General features: G+C 64.6%; 17 protein-coding genes, 1 tRNA gene and 1 pseudogene. 8 read left to right on the forward strand and 11 right to left on the reverse strand.

From position 1 onward, the window contains the following. The first annotated feature begins 8 nt into the window (after positions 1-8). Both Q8T13_07820 and Q8T13_07825 read left to right on the forward strand, forming a co-directional pair. Positions 9-221 (forward strand): annotated as a pseudogene (locus Q8T13_07820) (thioredoxin family protein). Between the two features lie 63 nt (positions 222-284). Continuing rightward, entirely contained in the window at positions 285-503 is a 219-nt protein-coding gene (locus Q8T13_07825) for a hypothetical protein (protein MDP3717655.1), read from the forward strand. A 27-nt stretch (positions 504-530) separates the two neighbouring features. Here Q8T13_07825 and Q8T13_07830 read toward each other — a convergent pair whose 3' ends face one another. Continuing rightward, complete coding sequence (locus tag Q8T13_07830) at positions 531-986, reverse strand: hypothetical protein (protein ID MDP3717656.1); 456 nt, start codon at positions 984-986, stop codon at positions 531-533. After that, a complete protein-coding gene (locus Q8T13_07835) occupies positions 965-1,675 on the reverse strand; it encodes an NUDIX hydrolase (GenBank protein ID MDP3717657.1) in 711 nt (236 codons plus the stop codon). The genes Q8T13_07830 and Q8T13_07835 overlap by 22 nt, the downstream gene beginning before the upstream one ends. Positions 1,676-1,699: 24 nt before the next feature. Here Q8T13_07835 and Q8T13_07840 point away from each other — a divergent pair, with 24 nt between their 5' ends. After that, positions 1,700-2,452, forward strand: a complete 753-nt coding sequence (locus Q8T13_07840) for an enoyl-CoA hydratase/isomerase family protein (protein ID MDP3717658.1) — start codon at positions 1,700-1,702, stop codon at positions 2,450-2,452. A gap of 18 nt (positions 2,453-2,470) precedes the next feature. On the opposite strand, the gene Q8T13_07845 is transcribed toward Q8T13_07840, so the two are convergent. From Q8T13_07845 to serS, 5 genes are all read right to left on the reverse strand, one after another. Continuing rightward, the gene (locus tag Q8T13_07845; protein MDP3717659.1) at positions 2,471-4,480 is read right to left on the reverse strand and encodes an O-antigen ligase family protein; all 2,010 of its coding nucleotides are present in this window, start codon (positions 4,478-4,480) and stop codon (positions 2,471-2,473) included. Beyond that, a complete protein-coding gene (rlmD, locus tag Q8T13_07850) occupies positions 4,477-5,640 on the reverse strand; it encodes a 23S rRNA (uracil(1939)-C(5))-methyltransferase RlmD (GenBank protein ID MDP3717660.1) in 1,164 nt (387 codons plus the stop codon). Before rlmD ends, Q8T13_07845 begins: the two co-directional genes overlap by 4 nt. A gap of 55 nt (positions 5,641-5,695) precedes the next feature. After that, a complete protein-coding gene (locus Q8T13_07855) occupies positions 5,696-6,058 on the reverse strand; it encodes an FKBP-type peptidyl-prolyl cis-trans isomerase (protein MDP3717661.1) in 363 nt (120 codons plus the stop codon). Between the two features lie 243 nt (positions 6,059-6,301). Continuing rightward, a tRNA-Ser gene (locus Q8T13_07860) sits at positions 6,302-6,391 on the reverse strand. A 64-nt stretch (positions 6,392-6,455) separates the two neighbouring features. Continuing rightward, complete coding sequence (gene serS / locus Q8T13_07865) at positions 6,456-7,742, reverse strand: serine--tRNA ligase (protein ID MDP3717662.1); 1,287 nt, start codon at positions 7,740-7,742, stop codon at positions 6,456-6,458. Between the two features lie 50 nt (positions 7,743-7,792). Here serS and galU point away from each other — a divergent pair, with 50 nt between their 5' ends. Beyond that, positions 7,793-8,677, forward strand: a complete 885-nt coding sequence (gene galU, locus Q8T13_07870; protein ID MDP3717663.1) for a UTP--glucose-1-phosphate uridylyltransferase GalU — start codon at positions 7,793-7,795, stop codon at positions 8,675-8,677. Positions 8,678-8,720: 43 nt separating this feature from the next. Here galU and Q8T13_07875 read toward each other — a convergent pair whose 3' ends face one another. Further along, positions 8,721-9,059, reverse strand: coding sequence for a zinc ribbon domain-containing protein (locus Q8T13_07875; GenBank protein MDP3717664.1), 339 nt, complete (start codon positions 9,057-9,059; stop codon positions 8,721-8,723). A 3-nt stretch (positions 9,060-9,062) separates the two neighbouring features. After that, entirely contained in the window at positions 9,063-10,721 is a 1,659-nt protein-coding gene (locus tag Q8T13_07880; GenBank protein ID MDP3717665.1) for a DUF885 domain-containing protein, read from the reverse strand. 158 nt (positions 10,722-10,879) lie between these two features. Here Q8T13_07880 and rsmI point away from each other — a divergent pair, with 158 nt between their 5' ends. From rsmI to Q8T13_07900, 4 genes are read left to right on the forward strand one after another with little or no spacing between them, the layout of a single operon-like run. Further along, positions 10,880-11,785 (forward strand): 16S rRNA (cytidine(1402)-2'-O)-methyltransferase, encoded by a 906-nt coding sequence (rsmI, locus tag Q8T13_07885; protein ID MDP3717666.1) that lies wholly within the window; start codon positions 10,880-10,882, stop codon positions 11,783-11,785. Continuing rightward, positions 11,778-13,211, forward strand: a complete 1,434-nt coding sequence (gene glmU, locus Q8T13_07890) for a bifunctional UDP-N-acetylglucosamine diphosphorylase/glucosamine-1-phosphate N-acetyltransferase GlmU (protein ID MDP3717667.1) — start codon at positions 11,778-11,780, stop codon at positions 13,209-13,211. Before rsmI ends, glmU begins: the two co-directional genes overlap by 8 nt. Positions 13,212-13,267: 56 nt before the next feature. Continuing rightward, positions 13,268-15,109, forward strand: a complete 1,842-nt coding sequence (gene glmS, locus Q8T13_07895) for a glutamine--fructose-6-phosphate transaminase (isomerizing) (protein MDP3717668.1) — start codon at positions 13,268-13,270, stop codon at positions 15,107-15,109. A 5-nt stretch (positions 15,110-15,114) separates the two neighbouring features. Further along, positions 15,115-17,418 (forward strand): UvrD-helicase domain-containing protein, encoded by a 2,304-nt coding sequence (locus Q8T13_07900; protein MDP3717669.1) that lies wholly within the window; start codon positions 15,115-15,117, stop codon positions 17,416-17,418. On the opposite strand, the gene Q8T13_07905 is transcribed toward Q8T13_07900, so the two are convergent. Further along, positions 17,405-18,100 (reverse strand): hypothetical protein, encoded by a 696-nt coding sequence (locus tag Q8T13_07905; protein ID MDP3717670.1) that lies wholly within the window; start codon positions 18,098-18,100, stop codon positions 17,405-17,407. The genes Q8T13_07900 and Q8T13_07905 overlap by 14 nt on opposite strands. Next, positions 18,097-20,628 (reverse strand): DNA gyrase subunit A, encoded by a 2,532-nt coding sequence (gene gyrA, locus Q8T13_07910; GenBank protein MDP3717671.1) that lies wholly within the window; start codon positions 20,626-20,628, stop codon positions 18,097-18,099. Before gyrA ends, Q8T13_07905 begins: the two co-directional genes overlap by 4 nt. Positions 20,629-20,642: the final 14 nt, after the last annotated feature.

Genomic DNA, 20,642 nt, shown 5'->3' on the forward strand with positions numbered 1-20,642 from the left:
ACTGTCCGAGGGCGGTCGTCCTCGCACACAAGATGGCAGCCGCCAACCCGCTGATCACCGCGGACGCGGTCGAGGCCACGGAGTTCATGGACCTGAGCCGTAAGTACCGCGTCACCGGCGTGCCCAAGACGATCGTCAACGAGACGATCGAGATCATGGGCGGATTGCCGGAACAAGACTTCGTCCGGGCCGTGCTGCAACTGCCGGAGACGAACCCTTAACCACGAAGGACACGAAGTAAGAACCACGAAGGACACGAAGTAACTCTTTCAAGGAATACCAAAATGCCTGTCTTGTCTTTGAAAGATGGCTTCGCGTCCTTCGTGGTTGCGTTTGATGCATCCGCACAAGGCAAGAAGGTCTACATCTCGGTCGACATGGAAGGCATCAGCGGCGTGATCGGCGACGACCAGACGAGGACCTGGATCCGCGCGCCCGCCGGGTCGATGCCCGAGGCGTACCGCGTGATCCGCGTGCTGTACCGCTTCATCAGTCTCGACTAGGTCGTCTCGACCACACGCGAATCGACCTCAAGGTTCCAGGCGGGCCGCTCGGAGCCTATCCAGGTCGCCCGGATCGACCACCGCTTCGGCCACGCCAACCCGGCCCGGCTCGCCCAGCTTCAACGTGACCGCCACGGCGGTGTCGAGCCGTCCGCCGCTGCCGCGCAGCGTGCCCGACAGCCGCAGCCGCGTGGTGATCAAGAAGGGATCGCTGCCGGTGTCGAGAGCGGCGCGCTCGACGCGAGCGTCGGGCAGCGCGTGCTGCAGCGCCTTGGCCATGAAGCGATAGCCGGCGGGTCCCCTGGCCAGCATCAGCACCAGCGGATCGGTGGGCGGCTGGCCCAGCAGCGTTTCGAACGGTGCGCCGTTCAGCACGAACTGCGTGCGGCGATCGAAGAAGCCGTCGGGCAGGTCCATGCCTTTCGCGTTGAAGAGCGCGATCAGGCGATCAATGGTCGCGGTCAGGGTTTCAGTGGTTGCCATCGGGCGCCGCCTTCGAGCACGAACCGCGTTTCTTCGGGCACCTCCCAGCCGGGAATCGATGGGAAGAGCGGGTCGCCCGGCAGCGTGAGCATGGTCACGCTCTCGGTCTTGACGAAGCCCGGCATGATGCGGACCACCGTTCGTTGCCGCGCCCACACGAACACTTCGTCGATCGATGAGCACTTTTCGAGCTGGCGGATGGTCGTCCAGGTTGGTGGCGGCAACAGCAGCTCGCGCCGCTCGAATCTGGTGATCGCGGCCTTCGGCGACATCCACTCCAGGGCCGTCATCTCGCCATCGTCATGGCGGGGGTCCTGCCCGTCGGGCAGGCGCGCCAGGAAGAAGCGGGTGTCGTAACGGCGGATCTCGATCTCCGGGGTGACCCAGTGCGCCAGCGGCGCCAGGTCAGCGGGCGCGATCGTGACGTTGGCTTCTTCCATCACTTCGCGGACGGCGGCCTGGCGGTAGGCGGCTTCTTCGGCATCGGTGAGGTCGCTGAACGCGTGCGGCGGCATCGCCGAACCCGGCGCCGGATGGTCGCCCGGATCCACGCGGCCGCCGGGAAACACGTAGGAGCCGGCCATGAAGGCCACCTTGTCGTTGCGGCGCAACAGCAGGAACTCGAACGGGTCGCCCTCCCGCAGGACGATCACGGTGGCGGCGGGTCGCGCCTCGACGATCTGGGTCATGAAGCAATAGGATAATCTGCCGGCATGATCGAACGACAGGATCGGGATGGCATTCGGGTGCTGCGCCTGGCGCATGGCAAGGTCAGCGCCATGGATATCGAGCTGGGCGAGGCCTTTACCGCGGAGCTGAAGGCCGCGGCTGACGCGCCGGTGCGCGCGGTGGTGGTCACGGGCACGGGCTCGTCGTTCTCTGCGGGCGTTGACCTGTTCCGGGTGATCAAGGACGGCCCGGCCTACGGCGAGCGCTTCCTTCCGGTGCTCGACACGATGCTGCGCGACACGCTGACCTTCCCGAAGCCGCTGATTGCGGCGGTCAATGGCCACGCTATTGCCGGCGGCTGCATCCTGGCCGCCGCCTGCGATCGCCGCATCATGGCCGAGGGCACCGGGCGCATGGGCGTGCCGGAGTTGGTGGTGGGCGTGCCGTTTCCGGCGCTGCCGCTGCAAATTGTCGCGGCGCGGGTGACCGATGCGGTGTTCCGCGACCTGGTCTTCACGGGACGCACGGTGCTGGCGGACGAGGCCGTCACGCTCGGCCTCGTCGACGAGAAGTGCCCGGCCGAGTCGTTGCTTGAACGGGCCATTGCCGTGGCCAGCCAGCTCGCGAGCATCCCGGCCGGCGCGTTCGCGCTCACCAAGGAAGCCTTCACCACGCTCATCCTCGACCGCACGGCGTGCCTGTCAGATCTCAACGCGCGCGTCGTCCATGCCTGGACGCAAGCGCACACCTACGACACGATTCGCGCCTATCTCGAACGAACGGTTGGCAAAAGGTAGAGTCCGGCTTTAGCCGGACTACTCCCACGTCCAGTCGCGCACGGACAATCCGAGAATGCGGCGATCGCTGCGGCCGAAGTCGGTTGGGCTCCACATCCGGCTGATCTCGGTTTCGATCATCAAGTGCGTCTGGCCTGGGGCCGGCTCCAAGTCCAGGAAGATCGCCGCGCTCCGCTTCAGGCCGTCGTCATAGACCAGCCGCTTGTCGGCCCACACGCGCGTGTGAACAGGACGCTCATCGGCGTCGGGGTGATCAACCCACGCCACGAACTTCAGCACCTTGCCCTTGACCGGAACCATCGACAGCGAGCGCAGCTCGGTCCAGCGGCGGCCGGGGGAGCCGTCAGGTGACAGCTCGGGGTTGCTGATGCCATAGCGGTAGTCCCACCCGAAACGCATGGACCGGTTGCGCGGCCGCAGGTCGCCGCGCGCGTCGGCATAGGTCAGCCCGGCGTGCGCGAGCACGAGCACGAACGTCGCGCCCCAAACCACCGGCGACCATGGCCGCGGCTCCTCAGGCGTTCCCTGCTCCATCACGAACCAGAACGCCAGCGTCCAGAACGTGAGGGCCACGGGCATTGATTGCCCGGGCATTCCCATCATCGAGATGACTCCGAAGGCAGCCAGCGTCGCTCGCAACACACCCACCGCAAAGCGATCGGCCGACGGCGGCGGCCGCGAGAACAACGTCCACCCGAAGACCGCGCACCACGCGATCCACGGCAGGCTGCCCAGCACGCCGAGTTCCGCGAGCATGTGTCTGTACCAGCTCTGTGCGTTGTCGGGTACCAGGTTCTTGCCGTTAACCAACATCGAAAAGTCATTCACCAGCGTGTGGAAGGTGCCGATGCCGGTCCCACTGACGGGATGCTCCCTGATCATCTGGACGGCCGCGGTCCCGTAGCCGAAGCGCTCCCAGAAAATCTCGAACACCGCCTGGCCCATGCTGACCTCTCCAAAGAACGGCATATAGCGGACAGCGCCTCGGCTGACGACGCTCGTCACCGCGGAGCCGGTGGCGGCCAGCCAGCCGACGAGGACGAGAGCAGCGAGCCCGGCCACGATCGGCAGCAACTGCCTGGCCGGTGGCAGCCGCCGCGATGGTCCCGCCGAACGACGCCACGCCAGCAGGCCCTCCACGGCGAGCGCGCCGATTCCAAGCACGAGGCCGATCAAGGCCGACCGCGAGCCGGACATCGCAACACCAAGGGCCGCCACCGACACGCCGATGATGCCGCCAATCGCGGGCCATGGCGGCGTCAGCCGGCGCGCCAGCAACACCAGCAGCGGCGCCCACAACGCGGCCACCGCACCCAGAATATTGGCGTCGCCGAGAGTGCCGGACGCGCGGCGCATGTACGGCCACTGGTGAGGATTCAGAAACTGGATGTCGATCGCGCCCTGGTAGAAGCTGATGAAGCAGGCCACGAACGCACCGGTTGCCATCGGGTAGATCGCACGGGCGCGGAACTCTGCCAGCCCGCCGTTCGCATACCAGCCGAACAAACGATCGAACCACAGCAAACCCAACAGGTTGACCAGCGCCCAGTACGCGACCCCATGCGCGGCCTCCCAGGGCGTGATGCCAATGCTGGTGTTCGCCACGCCAGGCATGAACAGGGTCCAGATGCGGAAGTCGAGCTCGCGCAAGAAGACGATGGGCCACGACACGGCGATGACGAGAGCCCAGGCGACAAGTGGCCAGCGGAAGCGCGAAGGGACATTCCAGCGCCAGCCGGCGCGGCCGGAGAGGATCAGGCCGAGCAACGGCAATGCCCAGGCAATTTCAAGGCTCGCGCTCTCGAAGCGCCCGAGCGCCACGTGGATCGCCGGCGCCACGTACACCACTGACAACAGCAGGGTGGTCACCACGCCTGGCCGCCAGCGGCCGGTAACGAGGCCGATCGCGAAGCCGGCGGTGGCGAGGCCCATCAGTTCGAGGTATGTGAGCCGGGTGGCGAGGTACAGCTGGGCGAACGCCACCACCAGCGTCGACGCGATCACCACGCCCTTAGTGAACGAATTCATCCGCGCGAAAAGGCCACCACGGTTTCAATGTGGTCGGTGTGAGGAAACATGTCGACGGGTTGAATGCTCGTCACGCGGTACCCGGCATTGAGGATAACCGGCAACTCGGCCGCCAGCGCCTCGGGATTGCAGGACACGTAAACCGCCCTCGCCGGAGCCAGTTGGTTGAACACCCCGTCCAGCACCTCGGGCGGGCACCCCTGCCGCGGCGGATCGAGCACCACCGCGTCCCACTTGTCCCTGGCCACGCGCGGCAACGTGTCTTCGACGCTGGCCGTGATCAACCGCACCAGGCCGCCCGGAATGCGGTTCAGGCGGATGTTGGACTCGGCGTCCTTCATGGCCTGGCGGTTCTCTTCCACCGCCGTCACCCGCGCGCCCGACTTGACCAGCGGCAGAGCGAACAACCCGCTGCCGCTGTACAGATCCAGAACCCGTGGTGGCCCCTCCGCCGCACTCGAGCACGCCAGCACGCCAGCACCGAAGCACCCTTCGACGACGAGCTTCACGATCTCCCGGGCCGCGCCGACGTTGGTCTGGAAGAACGCCGTCGGCGACACCAGGAACGACGTCTCGAGAATGCCGTCCTGCTTGACGTGGCTGTGGCCGTCAATCTTGATGGTTTCCGAGCCCACCATGAAGGGTCCAGGACGGTCGTTGATGTTGATGAAGAATCCGTCCGGGCGATCCGCCGAGGCCAGCAACCCTCGAATGGGTGTGCGCAGCGCCTTGTCGTTCTTCGTCACCACCAGCATGGCCACCGCCTGGCGGTCGTCCTCCGTGGTGCGGACGATGATGTGGCGGACGAGACCGTTACGTTGGGCGCCGACGCCGTAAATGCGGGCGCGCACCAGGCGATCGCGCAGCGCAAACGCAATGCGGTTGCCGCGATCGCTGTGCACCGGGCATTCGTCAACGCGGACAATCTGCTTCGATCCGCGGGCGTAGTGGCCCATCACCAGGCCGCGGCCCTGCCCTTCGGGCCCGAACACAAAGGCGACCTTGGTGCGGAACCGGTCTTCGCGCGGAGACGGCACGAGCGGCGGCACCGGCATGCCCAGCAACCGCGCCAGCCGCGCCTGTTTCTGGAGCAGCTGCTCGGCGTAATCGACACCGGGCAGGCTGCATCCTCCGCAGACGCCGAAATGTTTACAGTGCATGGTGTGGTCCGCCTAAAGGCGGACACTACAGATGTAGCGTCCGGCTTCAGCCGGACTACTTGACTTCGAGCAGCTCAACCTCGAACACGAGCGTCGCGTTTGGCGGAATGACGCCGCCGGCCCCGCCGGCGCCGTAGCCCAGGGCGGGCGGAATGGTCAGCACCCGCGTGCCGCCCACCTTCATGCCGGCAAAGCCCTTGTCCCACCCGGCAATGACCTGCCCGCCACCGAGCGGAAACTCGAACGGGTCATTACGGTCTTTGGAGCTATCGAACTTCGCGCCGCGCTTGTCGGCCTTCGACGCGTCGAACAACCAGCCGGTGTAATGCACCCGCACCACCCGCCCAGACACAGCTTCGGCGCCGTCGCCAACCTTCGAGTCGACCATCTGCAGTTCGTTGACGCCGGTATTAGCCATGGGAGCCCCTTCGGTGGGTTCAGAAGTTGGAGTAGAGCCGCCGCACGCGATGGTGGCGAACAAGAGCAGCGACGCGAACGATAGTCTTTTCATGTAGGTGTCTCTAACTGGCAATCTGTCTAGCGAGGCGAAGCGAGCGAGTATTGCGGTACCAGGGATTCGCACTGTTGGCGGCGCGCTAGCGCCGACAATTGAGTCCGACTCCCTCTCTCTCCGCCGAACGAGGCGAAAAGCCGAGTGAGTTGGCGGAGAGAGAGGGATTCGAACCCCCGGAACCCGTGAAGGTTCAGCGGTTTTCAAGACCGCCGCTATCGACCACTCAGCCATCTCTCCGCAAGTCAGTAGCCAGTATCCGGTAGCCAGATGCCAGAAAGCCAAACGTTTTTCTGGCTACTGGCTACTGGCTACTGATCTTATCCCGCCCACCCATGTATGGCCTGAGCGCTTCGGGAATCAGCACCGAACCATCGGCCTGCTGGTAGTTCTCGAGAATGGCGATCAACGTGCGCCCGACGGCCAGGCCCGAACCATTCAGCGTATGCACGTGCTCGGCCTTGCCGGTGCCGGCCGGCCGGAACTTGATGTTGGCGCGGCGCGCCTGGAACCCCTCGCAGTTCGAGCACGACGAGATCTCGCGGTAGGCTTTCTGGCTGGGCAGCCACACCTCGATGTCGTAGGTCTTGGCCGAGCCGAAGCCCATGTCGCCGGTGCAGAGCACCATGGTTCGATACGGCAACCCGAGCAGCTGCAGCACGCGTTCGGCGTTCGCGGTCAGGCTCTCGAGCTCGTCGTACGACGTTTCCGGCGCCGCGAACTTCACTAACTCCACCTTGTCGAACTGGTGCTGGCGGATCAGTCCGCGCACGTCGGCGCCGTACGAACCGGCTTCGCTGCGGAAGCACGGCGTGTAGGCGGTGTACTTCATCGGCAACAGCCGGCCGTCGAGAATCTCGCCGCGGTAGAGATTGGTGACCGGCACCTCGGCGGTCGGAATCAGGTACAGATCCCAGTCTCCTGCGATCTTGAACAGGTCCGACTCGAACTTCGGCAGCTGGCCGGTGCCGTAGAGCGTGGACGAAGACACCAGGAACGGCGGCAGCACCTCGGTGTAGCCGTGCTCGTTGGTGTGCAGGTTCAGCATGAAGTTGATCAGCGCGCGCTCGAGCTGCGCGCCGGCGCCCATCAGGACCGCGAAGCGCGAACCCGAGATCTTGGTGGCCCGCTCGAAGTCGATGATGCCCAGGTGCGGACCGAGGTCCCAATGCGCCTTCGCCTCGAAGGCCAGCGGCGCCGGGTCGCCCCACGTGCGCACCACCACGTTGTCGGCCGCGCTCTTCCCCACCGGCACGCTCGCGTGCGGCAGGTTGGGCAGCGTTTCCAGGATCAGCGTGCGCTGGCGCTCGGCGGCCTCGAGCTCCACTTCCATCTGCTTGATCTTCTGGTTGCGCAGCTTGCTCGCCTCGTACAGGTGCTGCACTTCCTGTCCCTGCCGCTTGGCCCGCGCCACCTGGTCGCCCGAGGTGTTCTGCTCGCGCTTCAGACCTTCGATGGCGGGAATCAGTCGCCGGCGCTGGGTTTCGTAGGTCGCCAGTTGCTGCAGCTCGGCCTTCGCGTCGAGGCCGCGATTGCTCAGGCCCAGCTGAACCGCTTCGATGTTGTCGCGAACGTAAATGGGGTCAAGCATGTGGTGTCTCAGGCCGCGTCGAGCGCCGCCGGTGAACTATTCTAGGGTATATGAGCTCCACGGTTCGTAAGGTCGTCTTCCCCGCCGCCGGCCTGGGCACGCGCTTCCTGCCCGCCACCAAGGCACAGCCCAAGGAAATGCTGCCCCTCGTCGACAAGCCGACTATCCAGTACGGGGTCGAGGAAGCCGTCCACTCGGGCGTCCCCAACATCATCCTGGTCACCGGCCGCGGCAAGAACGCCATCGAAGACCACTTCGACGTCTCCAAGGAACTCGAATCCTTTCTCGAAAGCCGCGGCAAGCGCGAGCTGGCCGAGGAAGTCCGCAAGATCTCGGATCAGATCAACGTCTCGTACGTCCGCCAGGGCGAACCGCTCGGCCTGGGCCACGCCGTCCTCGTCACCGAAACCCTCGTCGGCAACGAACCCTTCGCCGTCATCCTTGCAGACGATGTGATCGATGCGGAGCCGCCGGCGCTGGCGCAGATGATCGCGGTGTTCGAGAAGGCGGGCGGGCCGGTGCTGGCGGTCGAACGCGTGCCGATGGACCAGGTCTCGAACTACGGCGTGATTGCCGGCGAGCCGGCACCCGAGTTCGGCAAGGGCGTCTATCGCGTGACCGATCTCGTCGAGAAGCCGGCCCGCGAGGACGCGCCGTCGGACCTCGCCATCATCGGCCGCTACATCCTGACGCCCGACATCTTCCCTGCCCTCCACGACACGGCGAAGGACAAGTCCGGCGAGATCCAGCTGACCAACGGCTTGCGCAAGCTCCTGGAGTCGCGGCCGATCTACGCGTATGAAGTGGACGGCGTGCGCCACGACACCGGCAACAAGCTGGGGTTCCTGAAGGCGACGGTGTATTTTGCGATGAAGCGGCCCGAGCTCGCCAAGCCGTTCCTGGAATACCTGGCGCAGGTCATTAACAAGAGCTAAAGAGTTCAAGAGAATATGTTTCTCCTGATCTCCTGAGCTCCTGTTAGGTCGTGGTGCTGGGCTTGTTGGCTTTGGGCGTCTCGGCCTTGGTTTCCGTCTTCGTTTCCGTCTTCGTTTCGGTCTTCGTCTCGGACTTGGTCTCGCCCGCCGTCGTGCTGGCGGTCGACTCTTTCGCCGCGCCGGTGCCCAAGTCGCTCTTGCCGCCGCGGCCGTAGTCGGTCAGGTAGAACCCCGAGCCCTTGAACTGGATCGCCGGCGACGAGAACAGCTTGCTGACCGCGCCGCCGCACTTGGGGCAGAGGTCGATCGGCGCATCCGAGAATTTCTGGATCACCTCAAAGCGGTGCGCGCAAGCGGTGCATTCATACTCATAGAGCGGCATTCGTTACTCCAACACTACGTCCGACGACCCATCAAGCATGAGGCGCCGCAGCGCCCAGAACGGCGCGGAGCCCTGGGCGAGCAGCGCATCGTGGAACGCGCGCAGCGAGGGCTTGCCGCCTTGCTGCTCGTACCAGTCGCGGCGCAGCTTCAGCAGCATCAGCTTGCCTGCTGAATAAACAAGATACGTCGGATCGAAGGTCCCGCGCTCGGCTTCGCGGCGGGCATTGGCCTCTTCGAGGAACGCTTCGTCGCGGAAAAACCGCACCCCCTGCTCCACCGACCAGTCTTCGGTGTGCAGGCGAATGCCGACAATGAAGCGGGCGAGACGAACGAGCGACTCGGCGAGTTGCCCCAGCTTCAGGGCGTGGTCACCCTTGCCGAAGCCGGCCTCGAGCATCATCTGCTCGCAGTAATGGGCCCAGCCCTCCATGTAGGACGCCGGCGCGAACATGGTCGAGCGCCGGACCTTCGAGTCCACCGTGCGCAGGTGCTGGTAGTGCAGGAAGTGGCCGGGATACACCTCGTGGATCGAGATGGCCATGAGCGTCGGGTTGTTGAAGTCGCGAAGGTGTTCGGCCTTGCGCTCCGCGTCCCATTTCGGGTCCACGTCGGTCAGGTAGTAGATCGCCCGCGAGGGCTTGGATTCGTACGGGCCCGGCGTCCACATGCTGGCCGACGACCAGCGGAAGAACTCGGGCGTCGCGGCCACGGCGACGCCGGGGCTGTCGGGAATCGCCACGACCGGGTTGCGCGACAGGAAGGTGTGAAGTTCGTCGAGGTGTTCCCGCGCGGTCGTGATCAGCGCGCCCGGGGCGGGGTGCTGCGACTTGGCCTTGCGCCACACGGCGATCGGGTCGCCGCCGTTCTGGCGCCCCGCCAGCTGGCGGAACTCTTCCTGGGTCGCGGCCAGTTCGCGGGTCGCGATCGCCAGCAGGCGATCGACCGGCAGGGTAATGCCCTCTTCGAGCCGCAGCTTCTGTTCGAACTTGTCACGACCGAGCCGGAACGAGCCCTTGGCCTTCGGCCGAATGTCGTTCTCGAGGTCGGCGACGTACGCGCCCATGGTCTGCACCGCTTCGGTGCAGGCATCGGCGAGGTCGCCGAGCAGGTGCATATCGTCAACGTTCGAGAAGGCGCGCGGCAAGTCGGTGTCGATAAACGCCATGGCGCCGCGCCAGGTGTCGATGCCGACCTTCACGAAAATCGCCGGTGGGTCCTTGATGTTGTCGCGGGCCGCCTGCACGAGCCGAGGCACCTGCCGCAATTTCGACAGGACGCGGCGCGCGCGGTCGGTCTCGGGGGCGTAGGTGAAAATGGCCTGGGCGGCCAGGCTCGAGGCCAGGGTGTCGGCGTACACGTGCGGATTGCGTTCCCAGGGCCGCGTCGCTTCGAGGTCGAACTGGCGCGCCCGGATGTTGGCCGAAACAATCTGGTGCTCGACCTGCTCGCGTAGGGGCAAGTTGGCGTGGGGAATGCCATCGAGGCGCCGGGCGAAGCCGGCAAGCGCGCTCGTGTGGGTGTCGATGGCCGTACGACGGTAATCCTCTAAGAGGTCGTCATGGATGTGAACACCGTCCATGGTCGCCCCGGTCGGGTGGACCTCGTAGAGATATGCGAGATAGTCGTCGACGAAGTGGGGTAGTGGTTCAGCCGCGTGCATCAGGTTCGATATCCGGAATGGACCGTTCCTACGGAACGGTCCCAGTACCTTCGGTGAGCACAATCGTTGAGGCCTTCGACTCCCCTGATACGCTCCACTAAGACGGCCGCGATCACGGGAAAGCGGCCATCTCGCAATGGTACAATAAAATGCGGCTGATGAAGGGCCCTGTCCTGAGCGAGTGGCGCGACCCGGGAGGGCCGCGCCGCGAGTCGAAGGGGACCCTGTATGTCGTCGCGACGCCCATCGGCCACCTTGAAGACATCACGCTTCGCGCCCTTCGAATCCTCAAAACGGTTCAGCTGGTGGCGGCCGAGGACACCCGGCGCACAGGCAACCTCCTCCGGCACTACAACATCGATACCGCCGTTCTGAGCGTCCACGAACACAACGAGGGCGGACGCGTCGCCCGGTTGCTGACCCGCCTGGCCGCTGGGGATTCAATCGCCCTGGTCACAGACGCCGGTACGCCGGGGGTTTCTGACCCGGGAGCGACCCTGGTGGCTGCCGTTCGCGAGGCGGGCTTCAGGGTGGAGCCCATCCCGGGCGCCAGTGCGGTGGTGACGGCCATTTCAGCGTCAGGAATGAAGTCTGAAGGATTTTGTTTTCATGGTTTTGCCCCGATTAAGGCAAAAGACAGAAAACTGTGGTTCCTGGCGCTGGTTGAGGCCAGCCAGGACCGGGCCGCGGTGTTCTTCGAGGCCCCCCACCGGCTTCGGAAGACCCTTGAGGAGCTTCGTGAATTGGTCAAATGCCAGATAATGGTCGCGCGAGAGCTCACCAAGATTCACGAGGAGTTCGTTTTCGGTACTCCTGACGAACTTCTGGCCCGGTTCGAGACCCCGCAAGGGGAGTTCACTTTGGTCCTGCCGCCCGGATCCAAGGCCCAAAACGCACCCATGGCTACTACGGACGAGGATATCGCAACATTGTTTGGTCAATTAACAGAGAAAGGGCTGGGCGAGTCTAAGCGTGACACCGCCCGCCTGGTGGCTGAACAGCTTGGGCTAACCACAAAGGTGGTGTACGACGCCCTGGAACGAGTCAAAATTACTCGTGGCTGACATTCACGTCGTCGTGCTCGCCGCCGGCAAGGGCACGCGCATGAAGTCGCAGGTCCCCAAGGTCCTGCACCGCATTTCCGGCTTCCCACTGATCGAACGCGTGCTCCGGACCGCCGATACGCTTGAACCAGCCAGCATCACGCTGGTGGTGGGCCACGGTGCGGAGGAGGTAAAGGCCGCACTGACCGGTCCGGCTAAAGCCGGACACTACATTGGCGCCAATGTAGCGTCCGCCTTTAGGCGGACCTTGCAGTTTGTCACTCAGGAGCAACAGCTTGGCACCGGCCACGCGCTGCTGCAGACGCGGCCGCTACTGGAAGGCAAGCAGGGCGTGCTCGTGTTGCTGTCGGGCGACGTGCCGCTGCTGACCGGCGCCACCTTGCGGTCGCTGATCGAGACACACGAACAGTCGCAGGCCGCCGCCACCGTCGTCACCGCGGACATGCCGCGCCCGTTTGGTTATGGGCGGATCGTCCGGGCCGGCGGCAACATCACCCGCATTGTCGAGGAACGGGATGCCTCGCCGGCGCAGCGCAAGATCACCGAGATCAACTCGGGCATCTACGCGTTCGACCTGGCGTCGCTCTTCAGCGCCCTCGACGCGATCGGCACCGCCAACAACCAGGGCGAGTACTATCTGCCCGACCTGGTTGCGATTCACCGGAAACACAAACGCACGGTCGCCACCTGGACGGTCGCGCGCGCGGAAGAGATTCGCGGCATCAACAGCCGCACAGAGCTTGCCGAGGTCAGTGTCATGGTTCGCCAGCAAAAGAACGAAGAGTTAATGGCCGCGGGGGTCACCCTGATTGACCCTGCCACCACCTATGTCGACAGTGACGTCGTGGTCGGCGCCGACACCGTGATCCACCCATGCGTGTTCCTGGAAGGGTCCACGAAGATTGGCGCGGCGTGCGAGATTCACTCCGGCTCGCGCATTGTCAACTCGACCATCGGCGACCGGGTGTGTGTGCGTAACCACACTGTGGTGACGGATTCCACAGTGGAGGCCGGCGCGTTTCTCGGTCCGTTCGCCCACATCCGGCCCGGATCGCAGGTCGGCGAAGACGCCCACATTGGCAACTTCGTGGAACTGAAGAAGACGTCCATGGGCAAGGGCGCCAAGGCCAATCACCTTGCCTACCTCGGCGATGCAACCATTGGATCGGCCACAAATGTCGGCGCCGGCACCATTACCTGCAATTACGACGGCGAAAAGAAGCACCAGACGGTAATCGGCAAGAACGTGTTCGTCGGCAGCAACAGCACGCTCGTCGCGCCGCTGACGCTTGAAGATGGCTCGTACATTGCAGCAGGCTCGGCCGTGACCGCCAATGTCCCGGCTGGCGCGCTAGGCATTGGCCGGGCTCGCCAGGAGAACAAAGCGGGATGGGTCTCTGAGAGGAAAGCGAAGAGCTCGAAGTAGGAAGTGAGAAGTCGCAAGACTTCTAACCTCAGACTTCTCCCTTCTCCCTTCAATTTATGTGCGGAATCATTGGTTACATCGGCCCCAAGCCCGTCGTCTCGGTCGTTCTTGATGGCCTGCGCCGCCTCGAGTACCGCGGCTACGATTCCGCCGGTATCGCGGTGGTGCACGACGGCCAGATCGACATCCGGCGCAGCGCCGGCAAGCTGATCAACCTCGAAAACGCGATTCAGGCCAAGCCGCTGGCGGGGGAGTACGGCCTGGGCCACACCCGGTGGGCCACTCACGGCCGACCCACCGAGGAGAACGCGCACCCGCACCGCGACGGCACCGGACGCCTGGTCGTGGTCCACAACGGCATTATCGAGAACTACCTGGAGATCAAGCGCGAGCTTGTCGCCGAGGGGCACAAGTTCGAGTCAGAGACCGACACCGAAGTGGTGGCGCACCTGGTCCAGAAGGAGTGGCGGGACGACGGGCTCGAGAACGCGGTGCTGCGCGCGATGAAGCGCGTGCGCGGGCTGTTTGCGCTGGTCCTGTTGTCGGCCGACGACCCGAACAAGCTGGTGGCCGTTCGCAACGGCCCGCCGATCGTCGTGGGCATCGGCGACGGCGAGTCGTTCGTGGCGTCGGACGTGCCGGCGATTCTCAGCCATACCCGCGACGTGGTCTTCATGGAAGACCGAGAAATGGCCATCCTCACGCCCGCCGGCGTCGCGTTCCAGACACTCGACGGCAAGGCCGTGGAGCGCAAGCCAACCCGCGTGTTGTGGGATCCGATATCGGCCGAGAAGGCCGGTTACAAGCACTTCATGCTCAAGGAAATCTTCGAGCAGCCGCACGCGGTTCGCGACACCGTGCTCGGTCGTGCGTCGCTTGATTCCGGGCAAATCCACCTGGAGGAGATGGCCATCTCGGCCGACGACCTGCGCGGGATCAACAAGATCACGCTGCTGGCCTGCGGCACCTCGTGGCACGCGGCGCTCGTCGGCAAGTTCATGATCGAGGAACTCGCGCAGCTCTCGGTCGAAGTCGACTACGGCTCGGAGTACCGCTACCGCAACCCGATCATCGACAAGCAGACGCTGGCCGTGGCCATCACGCAGTCGGGCGAAACCGCCGATACGCTGGCGGCGCTGCGCGAGGCCAAGGGCAAGGGGGCCCGCAGCCTCGCCATCTGCAACGTCGTCGGCAGCATGGCCACGCGCGAGGCCGAAGGCACCATTTACACTCACGCCGGCCCGGAGATTGGGGTCGCCTCGACCAAGGCCTTCACGACCCAACTCGTGGCGCTGTACCTGTTCGCCCTGCGCCTCGCCGAAGTTCGCGAGACGCTGACGAAAGAGCAGCGGTGCGAGCACATCAAGGCGTTGATGCAGCTGCCACAGGCACTGGAAGACACGCTGAAGACGGCAAAACAGGTCGAGGAGATTGCCATCCGGTTCCACAACCGGGCCGATTTCCTCTACCTGGGCCGCGGCGTCAATTACCCGATCGCCCTCGAGGGCGCGCTCAAACTCAAGGAGATTTCCTACATTCACGCCGAAGGCTACCCGGCCGGCGAGATGAAGCACGGTCCCATTGCGCTGATCGACGAGCAGATGCCGGTCGTGGCCCTGGCCACCCACGATCACGTGTTCGAGAAGATGCAGGGCAACATCCAGGAAGCCAAGGCGCGCGGCGGTTCGATCATCGCCGTGACTACGGCCGGCGATACGACGCTGCAACAGATCCTGGGCGACACCGACTCGCTGATCACAGTTCCTGCGACCAGTGCGCTGTTAATGCCAGTCGTGTTGTCGATCCCGTTGCAACTCTTGTCGTACTACATCGCGGTGCGTCGCGGCTGCGACGTCGATCAACCGAGGAACCTGGCGAAGAGTGTCACGGTAGAATAGAGGGGTTGGATCTTCTCTCCTCGCTAAACCCTGCTCAGCAAGAAGCAGTACAACAAACGAACGGCCCGCTCCTCATTCTCGCCGGCGCGGGCTCGGGCAAGACGCGTGTGATCGCGCATCGCATTGCCTACCTCGTGTCCGAGCGGCTGGCACATCCAGACGAGGTCATGGCGGTGACCTTCACCAACAAGGCCGCGCAGGAGATGCGCGAGCGGGTCGAGAAGCTGCTCGACACCGATTGCCGGGCCATGTGGGTGTCGACGTTTCATGCGTTGTGCGCCCGCCTGCTGAGGCGCGAGGCCCCGGCCATTGGCCTCAGCCGCGACTTCACCATCTACGACTCCGCCGACCAGCAGTCGGTGATCAAGCAGCTCCTGCGCGAATACCACATGGATGACGCGGCCTATCAGCCGCGCATGGTGCTGGGCCGCATTTCAGCCGCCAAGAATCGCATGGAAGGGCCCGACACCTTTGCCGGCACGTGGAACCCCAAGGACCGCGAGATCGGCAAGTTGTTCGAGGGCTATCTCAAGGCGTTGAAGGACGCGAGCGCGCTCGACTTCGACGACCTGCTGCTGAAGACCGTCGAGCTGTTCGACAAGGCCCCCGCCGTGCGCGAACGCTACGCCCGGCGCTTCAAGTTCGTCATGGTGGACGAGTACCAGGACACCAACCGGCCGCAGTACTTGCTGATCAAGCAGCTCGCCGGCGGGCATCGCAACCTGGCGGTGGTCGGCGACCCCGACCAGTCGATTTATAAGTGGCGCGGCGCCGACCTGCGGAACATCCTCGATTTCGAGACCGACTTTCCCGAGGCCGTGATCGTGCGCCTCGAGCAAAACTATCGCTCGACCGAAGTGATTCTGAAGGCCGCCTCCGCGGTGATTGCCAACAATCGCAATCGCAAGGAAAAGGCGCTCTGGACCGACCAGAAGGGCGGCGCCAAGATCCGCTATTTCCGGGGCGCCGACGAACTGGACGAAGCCGAATACATCACCAAGGTCGCCCGGGCTGCCATCCAGGACGATGCGCGCTCGCTGACGGCGGTGTTGTATCGCACCAACGCGCAATCGCGGGCGGTTGAAGATTCACTGCGGGCCGCGGGCATTGCCTACGTCGTGCTCGGCGGCGTCGGGTTTTACGAGCGCCGCGAGATCAAGGACGCGCTCAGTTACCTGAAGCTGATCCTGAATCCGCACGACGATGTGGCGCTGCGCCGCGTGATCAATACGCCCGCTCGTGGCATTGGCAAGGGTGTGATGGACGCGCTTGAAGGCGTGGACGTGTCGGAAGAAGACGCCAACCTGCCGCCGCTGTTCGCGGGCCTGGCGCCCACGGTCGTCACCAACTCCCTGTGGACCAAGCTGGTGGTCGGGGTCGAGGGCCGGCGCCTGTCGTCGCGGCAGGGCGCGTCGTTGGCGGCCTTCAAGGACATGATCACCACGCTGGCCGAGGTGGCGCGCAACGAGCCGGTGTCGATCCTGCTCGGCAAGGTGCTCGACCAGTCCGGCTACCTGCGCGACCTGCGCGAAGACCGCAGCGAAGAATCAGAAGGCCGTATCGAGAACCTCATGGAACTGGTCTCGGCCGCGCGCGAGTACGAGTCGCGCGAGCACGAGCCCTCGCTCGGCGGGTTTGTCGATCGGCTGTCGCTGCTTTCGGACGTGGACAAGGAGCAAGGCAAGATCGACCCGCGCGTGATGATGATGACGCTGCACTCGGCCAAGGGACTCGAGTTCCCGACCGTGGTGCTGGCCGGCCTCGAAGAAGGTCTCTTCCCGCATTCCCGCTCGCGAGATGACGAGGCGGAGATGGAAGAGGAGCGCCGCCTCCTCTATGTCGGCATCACCCGCGCGCGACAGCAGTTGGTGATCACCAGCGCCGCCAGGCGACGCGTGTTCGGCGAGTATCAGAACACCGAGGCGTCTCGGTTCATCGAGGAGATTCCGCTGGATCTGGTGGAGCAGGACCTGCCCGCGGTGTCTTCGTCTTACTCATCGGGCTCTCGAGGGAATCAGTGGGGGGAGTATCGCGCCAACCCATACGGACGTCCCCGCCAGCCGGCCGCAGGCTATCGGGCTGGCCGCCAGGACGATGACGCGAAGGTCCCGACGCAGAACTTCAAGTACGAGGAAGAAGACCAGACGCCGGGCCTCCGCCCTGGCGCGCGCGTGAAGCACGCGCAGTTCGGTTCAGGCACCGTGGTGAGCGTGGAGGACCTGGAGGACGACCAGAAACTGGTCGTCCGGTTCAACTCGGTAGGAACGAAGACGCTTCGCGCGAAATACGCGAAGCTTACAGCCCTGTGATCTTCGTAATAATCTGACGCCCTTCGCGGCCGCCGCCGACCACGCGCTCGATCGTCACCGTCAGCGTCTTCTGAGACTCCGTGCCTTCGGGCGACCGCATCGTCGCAGCGACGACCACATCTTTCGTGACCGTCTCGCCCGTGAACGTCTTTGGGTCGAGCGGCGGTTGGCCCGGCTGCGTCAACGACGCTTCGGCGACACCCGTGCTGGCCTTGATCGCGGCGTTGGCCGACGCCGTGGCCCTGGCGTGGGCGGCAATGCCCTCGCGCCACTTGTCCCACTCGGCCTTGACCTTCTCCTGCGCCGGGGTGAGCTTGGCCGTCGGGTTCAGCTGCTCGATCTTCAGGACTTCCTCGATCATCTTGATGTTCGCGTTCTGGTACTCGATCTTCGTCCTCAGGAACGCCTGTTCGGTCTCGTCAGCCTTGGCCGCCGCCTCGAACAACGGCGCGAAGGTCAGCGGTGTCCGCCGTTCCTCGCTGACGCTGGTGATCTCGAAGTCTTCAACCGAGCCCTGGGTGCGGGGATCGATCACCACCGCGGCCATGCGGCCCACGGTCGTGTTGTCGCGTGCCTTGGCGGCACGGAAATACTGGTTCAGGAACTGCTGCTCCGGCGGACGCGAGCAGCTAACCACCATCATCGTCGCGGGAACAAGCAAGAGCGCTGCGGCTAGCTTCATGATTGCGGATCTCCTGGTGCGCCTTCGGGTGGCGTTGTGGGTTCTTCTTCGGCCTTCTCGACCAATGCAACCGACACAATCTTATCGTCGCCTTCGAGGTCCATCAGGCGAACGCCCTGGGTGGCGCGGCCGATGGTGCGAATCTCGTTGGCGGCGGTGCGCAGAATCTTGCCCTGCTCGGTAATGACCAGCAGCTCCTCGTTGTCGTGCACCTGCGTGATGGCGACGACGGGGCCGTTCTTGTCGGTTACTTCGACGTTCTTCACGCCCAGGCCGCCGCGGCCGGTCACGCGGTACTCGTCGAGCAGCGTGTTCTTGGCATAGCCCTTCTCGGTGACGGTCAGCAGCGTGCCACCAGGCTTGGCGACCTGCATGGCCACCACCTCGTCGCCCTCGCGCAACTGGATGCCGCGAACACCGTAAGCGGTGCGGCCCATGCCGCGGACCTCGTCTTCGCCGAAGCGGATCGCCTTGCCGTCCTTGGTGCCGATGAAGATCTCACACGTGCCGTCGGACGTCTGCACGTCGATGACCGCGTCGCCCTCGTCGATGCCCATGGCGATGATGCCACCGGCGCGCGGGTTCGAGAAGGCCGAGAGCTCGGTCTTCTTGATGGTGCCCTTGCGCGTGCCCATCACGATGAAGTGGGTGTCGTCGAATTCCTTGATCGCGAGCATGGCCGCAATCTTCTCGCCGGCCTCCATCTGCACCAGGTTCGCCACCGACTTGCCACGGCCGTCGGCGCCGACGTCGGGGATCTCGTGGACCTTGAGCCAGTAGGCGCGGCCGCGGTCCGAGAACACCACCAGGAACGAGTGGGTCGAGGCGACGAACAGGTGATTGACCACGTCCTCGTCGCGCTTGCGCATGCCGATCCGGCCCTTGCCGCCGCGGTTCTGCGTGCGATAGGTGGTGATTGGCGTGCGCTTGATGTAGCCGGTGTCGGTGACCGAGATCGCGACGTCCTCGTCGGCGATCAGGTCCATGATGCTGATCTCGCTCTCGTCCTCGATCAGCATCGTCCGGCGCGGATCGGCGAACTTCGCCTTCACGGCGCGCAGCTCGTCGAGAATGATCTGCAACAGCAGCGGCTGGCTGGAGAGGATGTTCTTGAGCTTGGCGATCAGTGCCGTCAGCTCGGCCAGTTCGCCCAGGATCTTGTCGCGCTCGAGGCCGGTCAGGCGCTGCAGTTGCATGTCGAGAATGGCTTGCGCCTGGATCTCGGACAAACCGAACTGCTCGATCAAGCCGCTCTTGGCTTCGGGCGGGTTCTTCGACCCGCGGATCAGCTTGATCACCGCGTCGAGGTGGTCGAGGGCGATCTTCAGGCCGTCGAGAATGTGCGCGCGGGCCTCGGCCTTGCGCAGCTCGAACGCAATGCGCCGGCGCACCACCTCGCGGCGGAAGTCGATGAAATGCTCGATCACCTCGAGCAGGTTCAGCACCTTCGGCCGGCCCGCGACAATCGCCAGGGTGATGATGCCGAACGACTGCTGCAGCTGGGTCTGCTTGTAGAGGTTGTTCAGCACCACCTCGCCAATTTCGCCGCGCTTCAGCTCGATCACGATCCGCATGCCGTCGCGGTCCGACTCGTCGCGCAGGTCGGAAATGCCCTCGAGCGCCTTGTCGCGCACGAGCTCCGCGATGCGTTCGAGCAGCCGCGTCTTGTTCAGCTGATACGGGATCTCGTGGACGATGATCTGCTGGCGATCGCCCTTCTTGGTGGTCTCAATCTCGGTCTTGGCGCGCACCTGGATCGAGCCGCGGCCGGTCAGGTAGGCCTCGTGAATGCCGCGCTTGCCGACAATGGTGCCGCCGGTGGGGAAGTCGGGCCCCGGGATCAACCGGATCAGTTCTTTCAGCTTCTCTTCGCGACTGTAGCTCTTACCCGCCCCACCAGCCTGACCAGCCTCACCAGCCCCAAGCAACGTGTTCTCGATGATCCAGATCACGCCGTCGATCACCTCGCCCAGGTTGTGGGGCGGGATGTTGGTGGCCATGCCGACGGCAATGCCCGTCGAGCCGTTGACCAGCAGGTTCGGGTAGGTCGCTGGAAACACCGTCGGTTCGGTGGTCGTCTCGTCGAAGTTCGGGACGTAATCGACCGTGTCCTTGTCGAGATCCTGCATCAGGCTTTCGGCAAGGGCCTCGAGCCTGGCTTCGGTGTAGCGATACGCGGCGGGCGGGTCGCCATCAACCGAGCCGAAGTTACCCTGGCCGTCGACCAGGGTCTTGCGCATGTTGAAGTCCTGCGCCAGGCGCACCAGCGTGTCGTACGCCGGCTGGTCACCGTGCGGGTGGTAATTACCGATGACTTCGCCGATGACCTTCGCGCACTTGCGATAGGCGCGGTTCGAGGCCAGGCCCATCTGGCTCATCGCGTAAAGCACGCGGCGATGCGCCGGCTTGAGGCCGTCGCGGACGTCTGGCAGCGCGCGCCCGATGATCACGCTCATGGCGTAATCCAGGTACGAGCGCTTCATCTCGTCTTCGATATTTACGGGCGTGCGCGTCTGCTCGGTCGTCATTCAGTAGTAGCCAG

Source organism: Acidobacteriota bacterium (assembly GCA_030697165.1).
Lineage (GTDB): Bacteria > Acidobacteriota > Vicinamibacteria > Vicinamibacterales > UBA2999 > 12-FULL-67-14b.

Excerpts from the sequence above, each read along its gene's own strand:
- Q8T13_07835 (MDP3717657.1), bottom strand. The coding sequence starts at position 1,675 with ATGACCCAGATCGTCGAGGCGCGACCCGCCGCCACCGTGATCGTCCTG.
- Q8T13_07880 (MDP3717665.1), bottom strand. The coding sequence starts at position 10,721 with ATGCACGCGGCTGAACCACTACCCCACTTCGTCGACGACTATCTCGCA.
- Q8T13_07875 (MDP3717664.1), bottom strand. The coding sequence starts at position 9,059 with ATGCCGCTCTATGAGTATGAATGCACCGCTTGCGCGCACCGCTTTGAG.
- Q8T13_07845 (MDP3717659.1), bottom strand. The coding sequence starts at position 4,480 with ATGAATTCGTTCACTAAGGGCGTGGTGATCGCGTCGACGCTGGTGGTG.
- serS (MDP3717662.1), bottom strand. The coding sequence starts at position 7,742 with ATGCTTGACCCCATTTACGTTCGCGACAACATCGAAGCGGTTCAGCTG.
- Q8T13_07855 (MDP3717661.1), bottom strand. The coding sequence starts at position 6,058 with ATGGCTAATACCGGCGTCAACGAACTGCAGATGGTCGACTCGAAGGTT.
- Q8T13_07830 (MDP3717656.1), bottom strand. The coding sequence starts at position 986 with ATGGCAACCACTGAAACCCTGACCGCGACCATTGATCGCCTGATCGCG.
- gyrA (MDP3717671.1), bottom strand. The coding sequence starts at position 20,628 with ATGACGACCGAGCAGACGCGCACGCCCGTAAATATCGAAGACGAGATG.
- Q8T13_07840 (MDP3717658.1), top strand. The coding sequence starts at position 1,700 with ATGATCGAACGACAGGATCGGGATGGCATTCGGGTGCTGCGCCTGGCG.
- Q8T13_07905 (MDP3717670.1), bottom strand. The coding sequence starts at position 18,100 with ATGAAGCTAGCCGCAGCGCTCTTGCTTGTTCCCGCGACGATGATGGTG.
- glmS (MDP3717668.1), top strand. The coding sequence starts at position 13,268 with ATGTGCGGAATCATTGGTTACATCGGCCCCAAGCCCGTCGTCTCGGTC.
- galU (MDP3717663.1), top strand. The coding sequence starts at position 7,793 with ATGAGCTCCACGGTTCGTAAGGTCGTCTTCCCCGCCGCCGGCCTGGGC.
- rlmD (MDP3717660.1), bottom strand. The coding sequence starts at position 5,640 with ATGCACTGTAAACATTTCGGCGTCTGCGGAGGATGCAGCCTGCCCGGT.
- Q8T13_07825 (MDP3717655.1), top strand. The coding sequence starts at position 285 with ATGCCTGTCTTGTCTTTGAAAGATGGCTTCGCGTCCTTCGTGGTTGCG.
- rsmI (MDP3717666.1), top strand. The coding sequence starts at position 10,880 with ATGAAGGGCCCTGTCCTGAGCGAGTGGCGCGACCCGGGAGGGCCGCGC.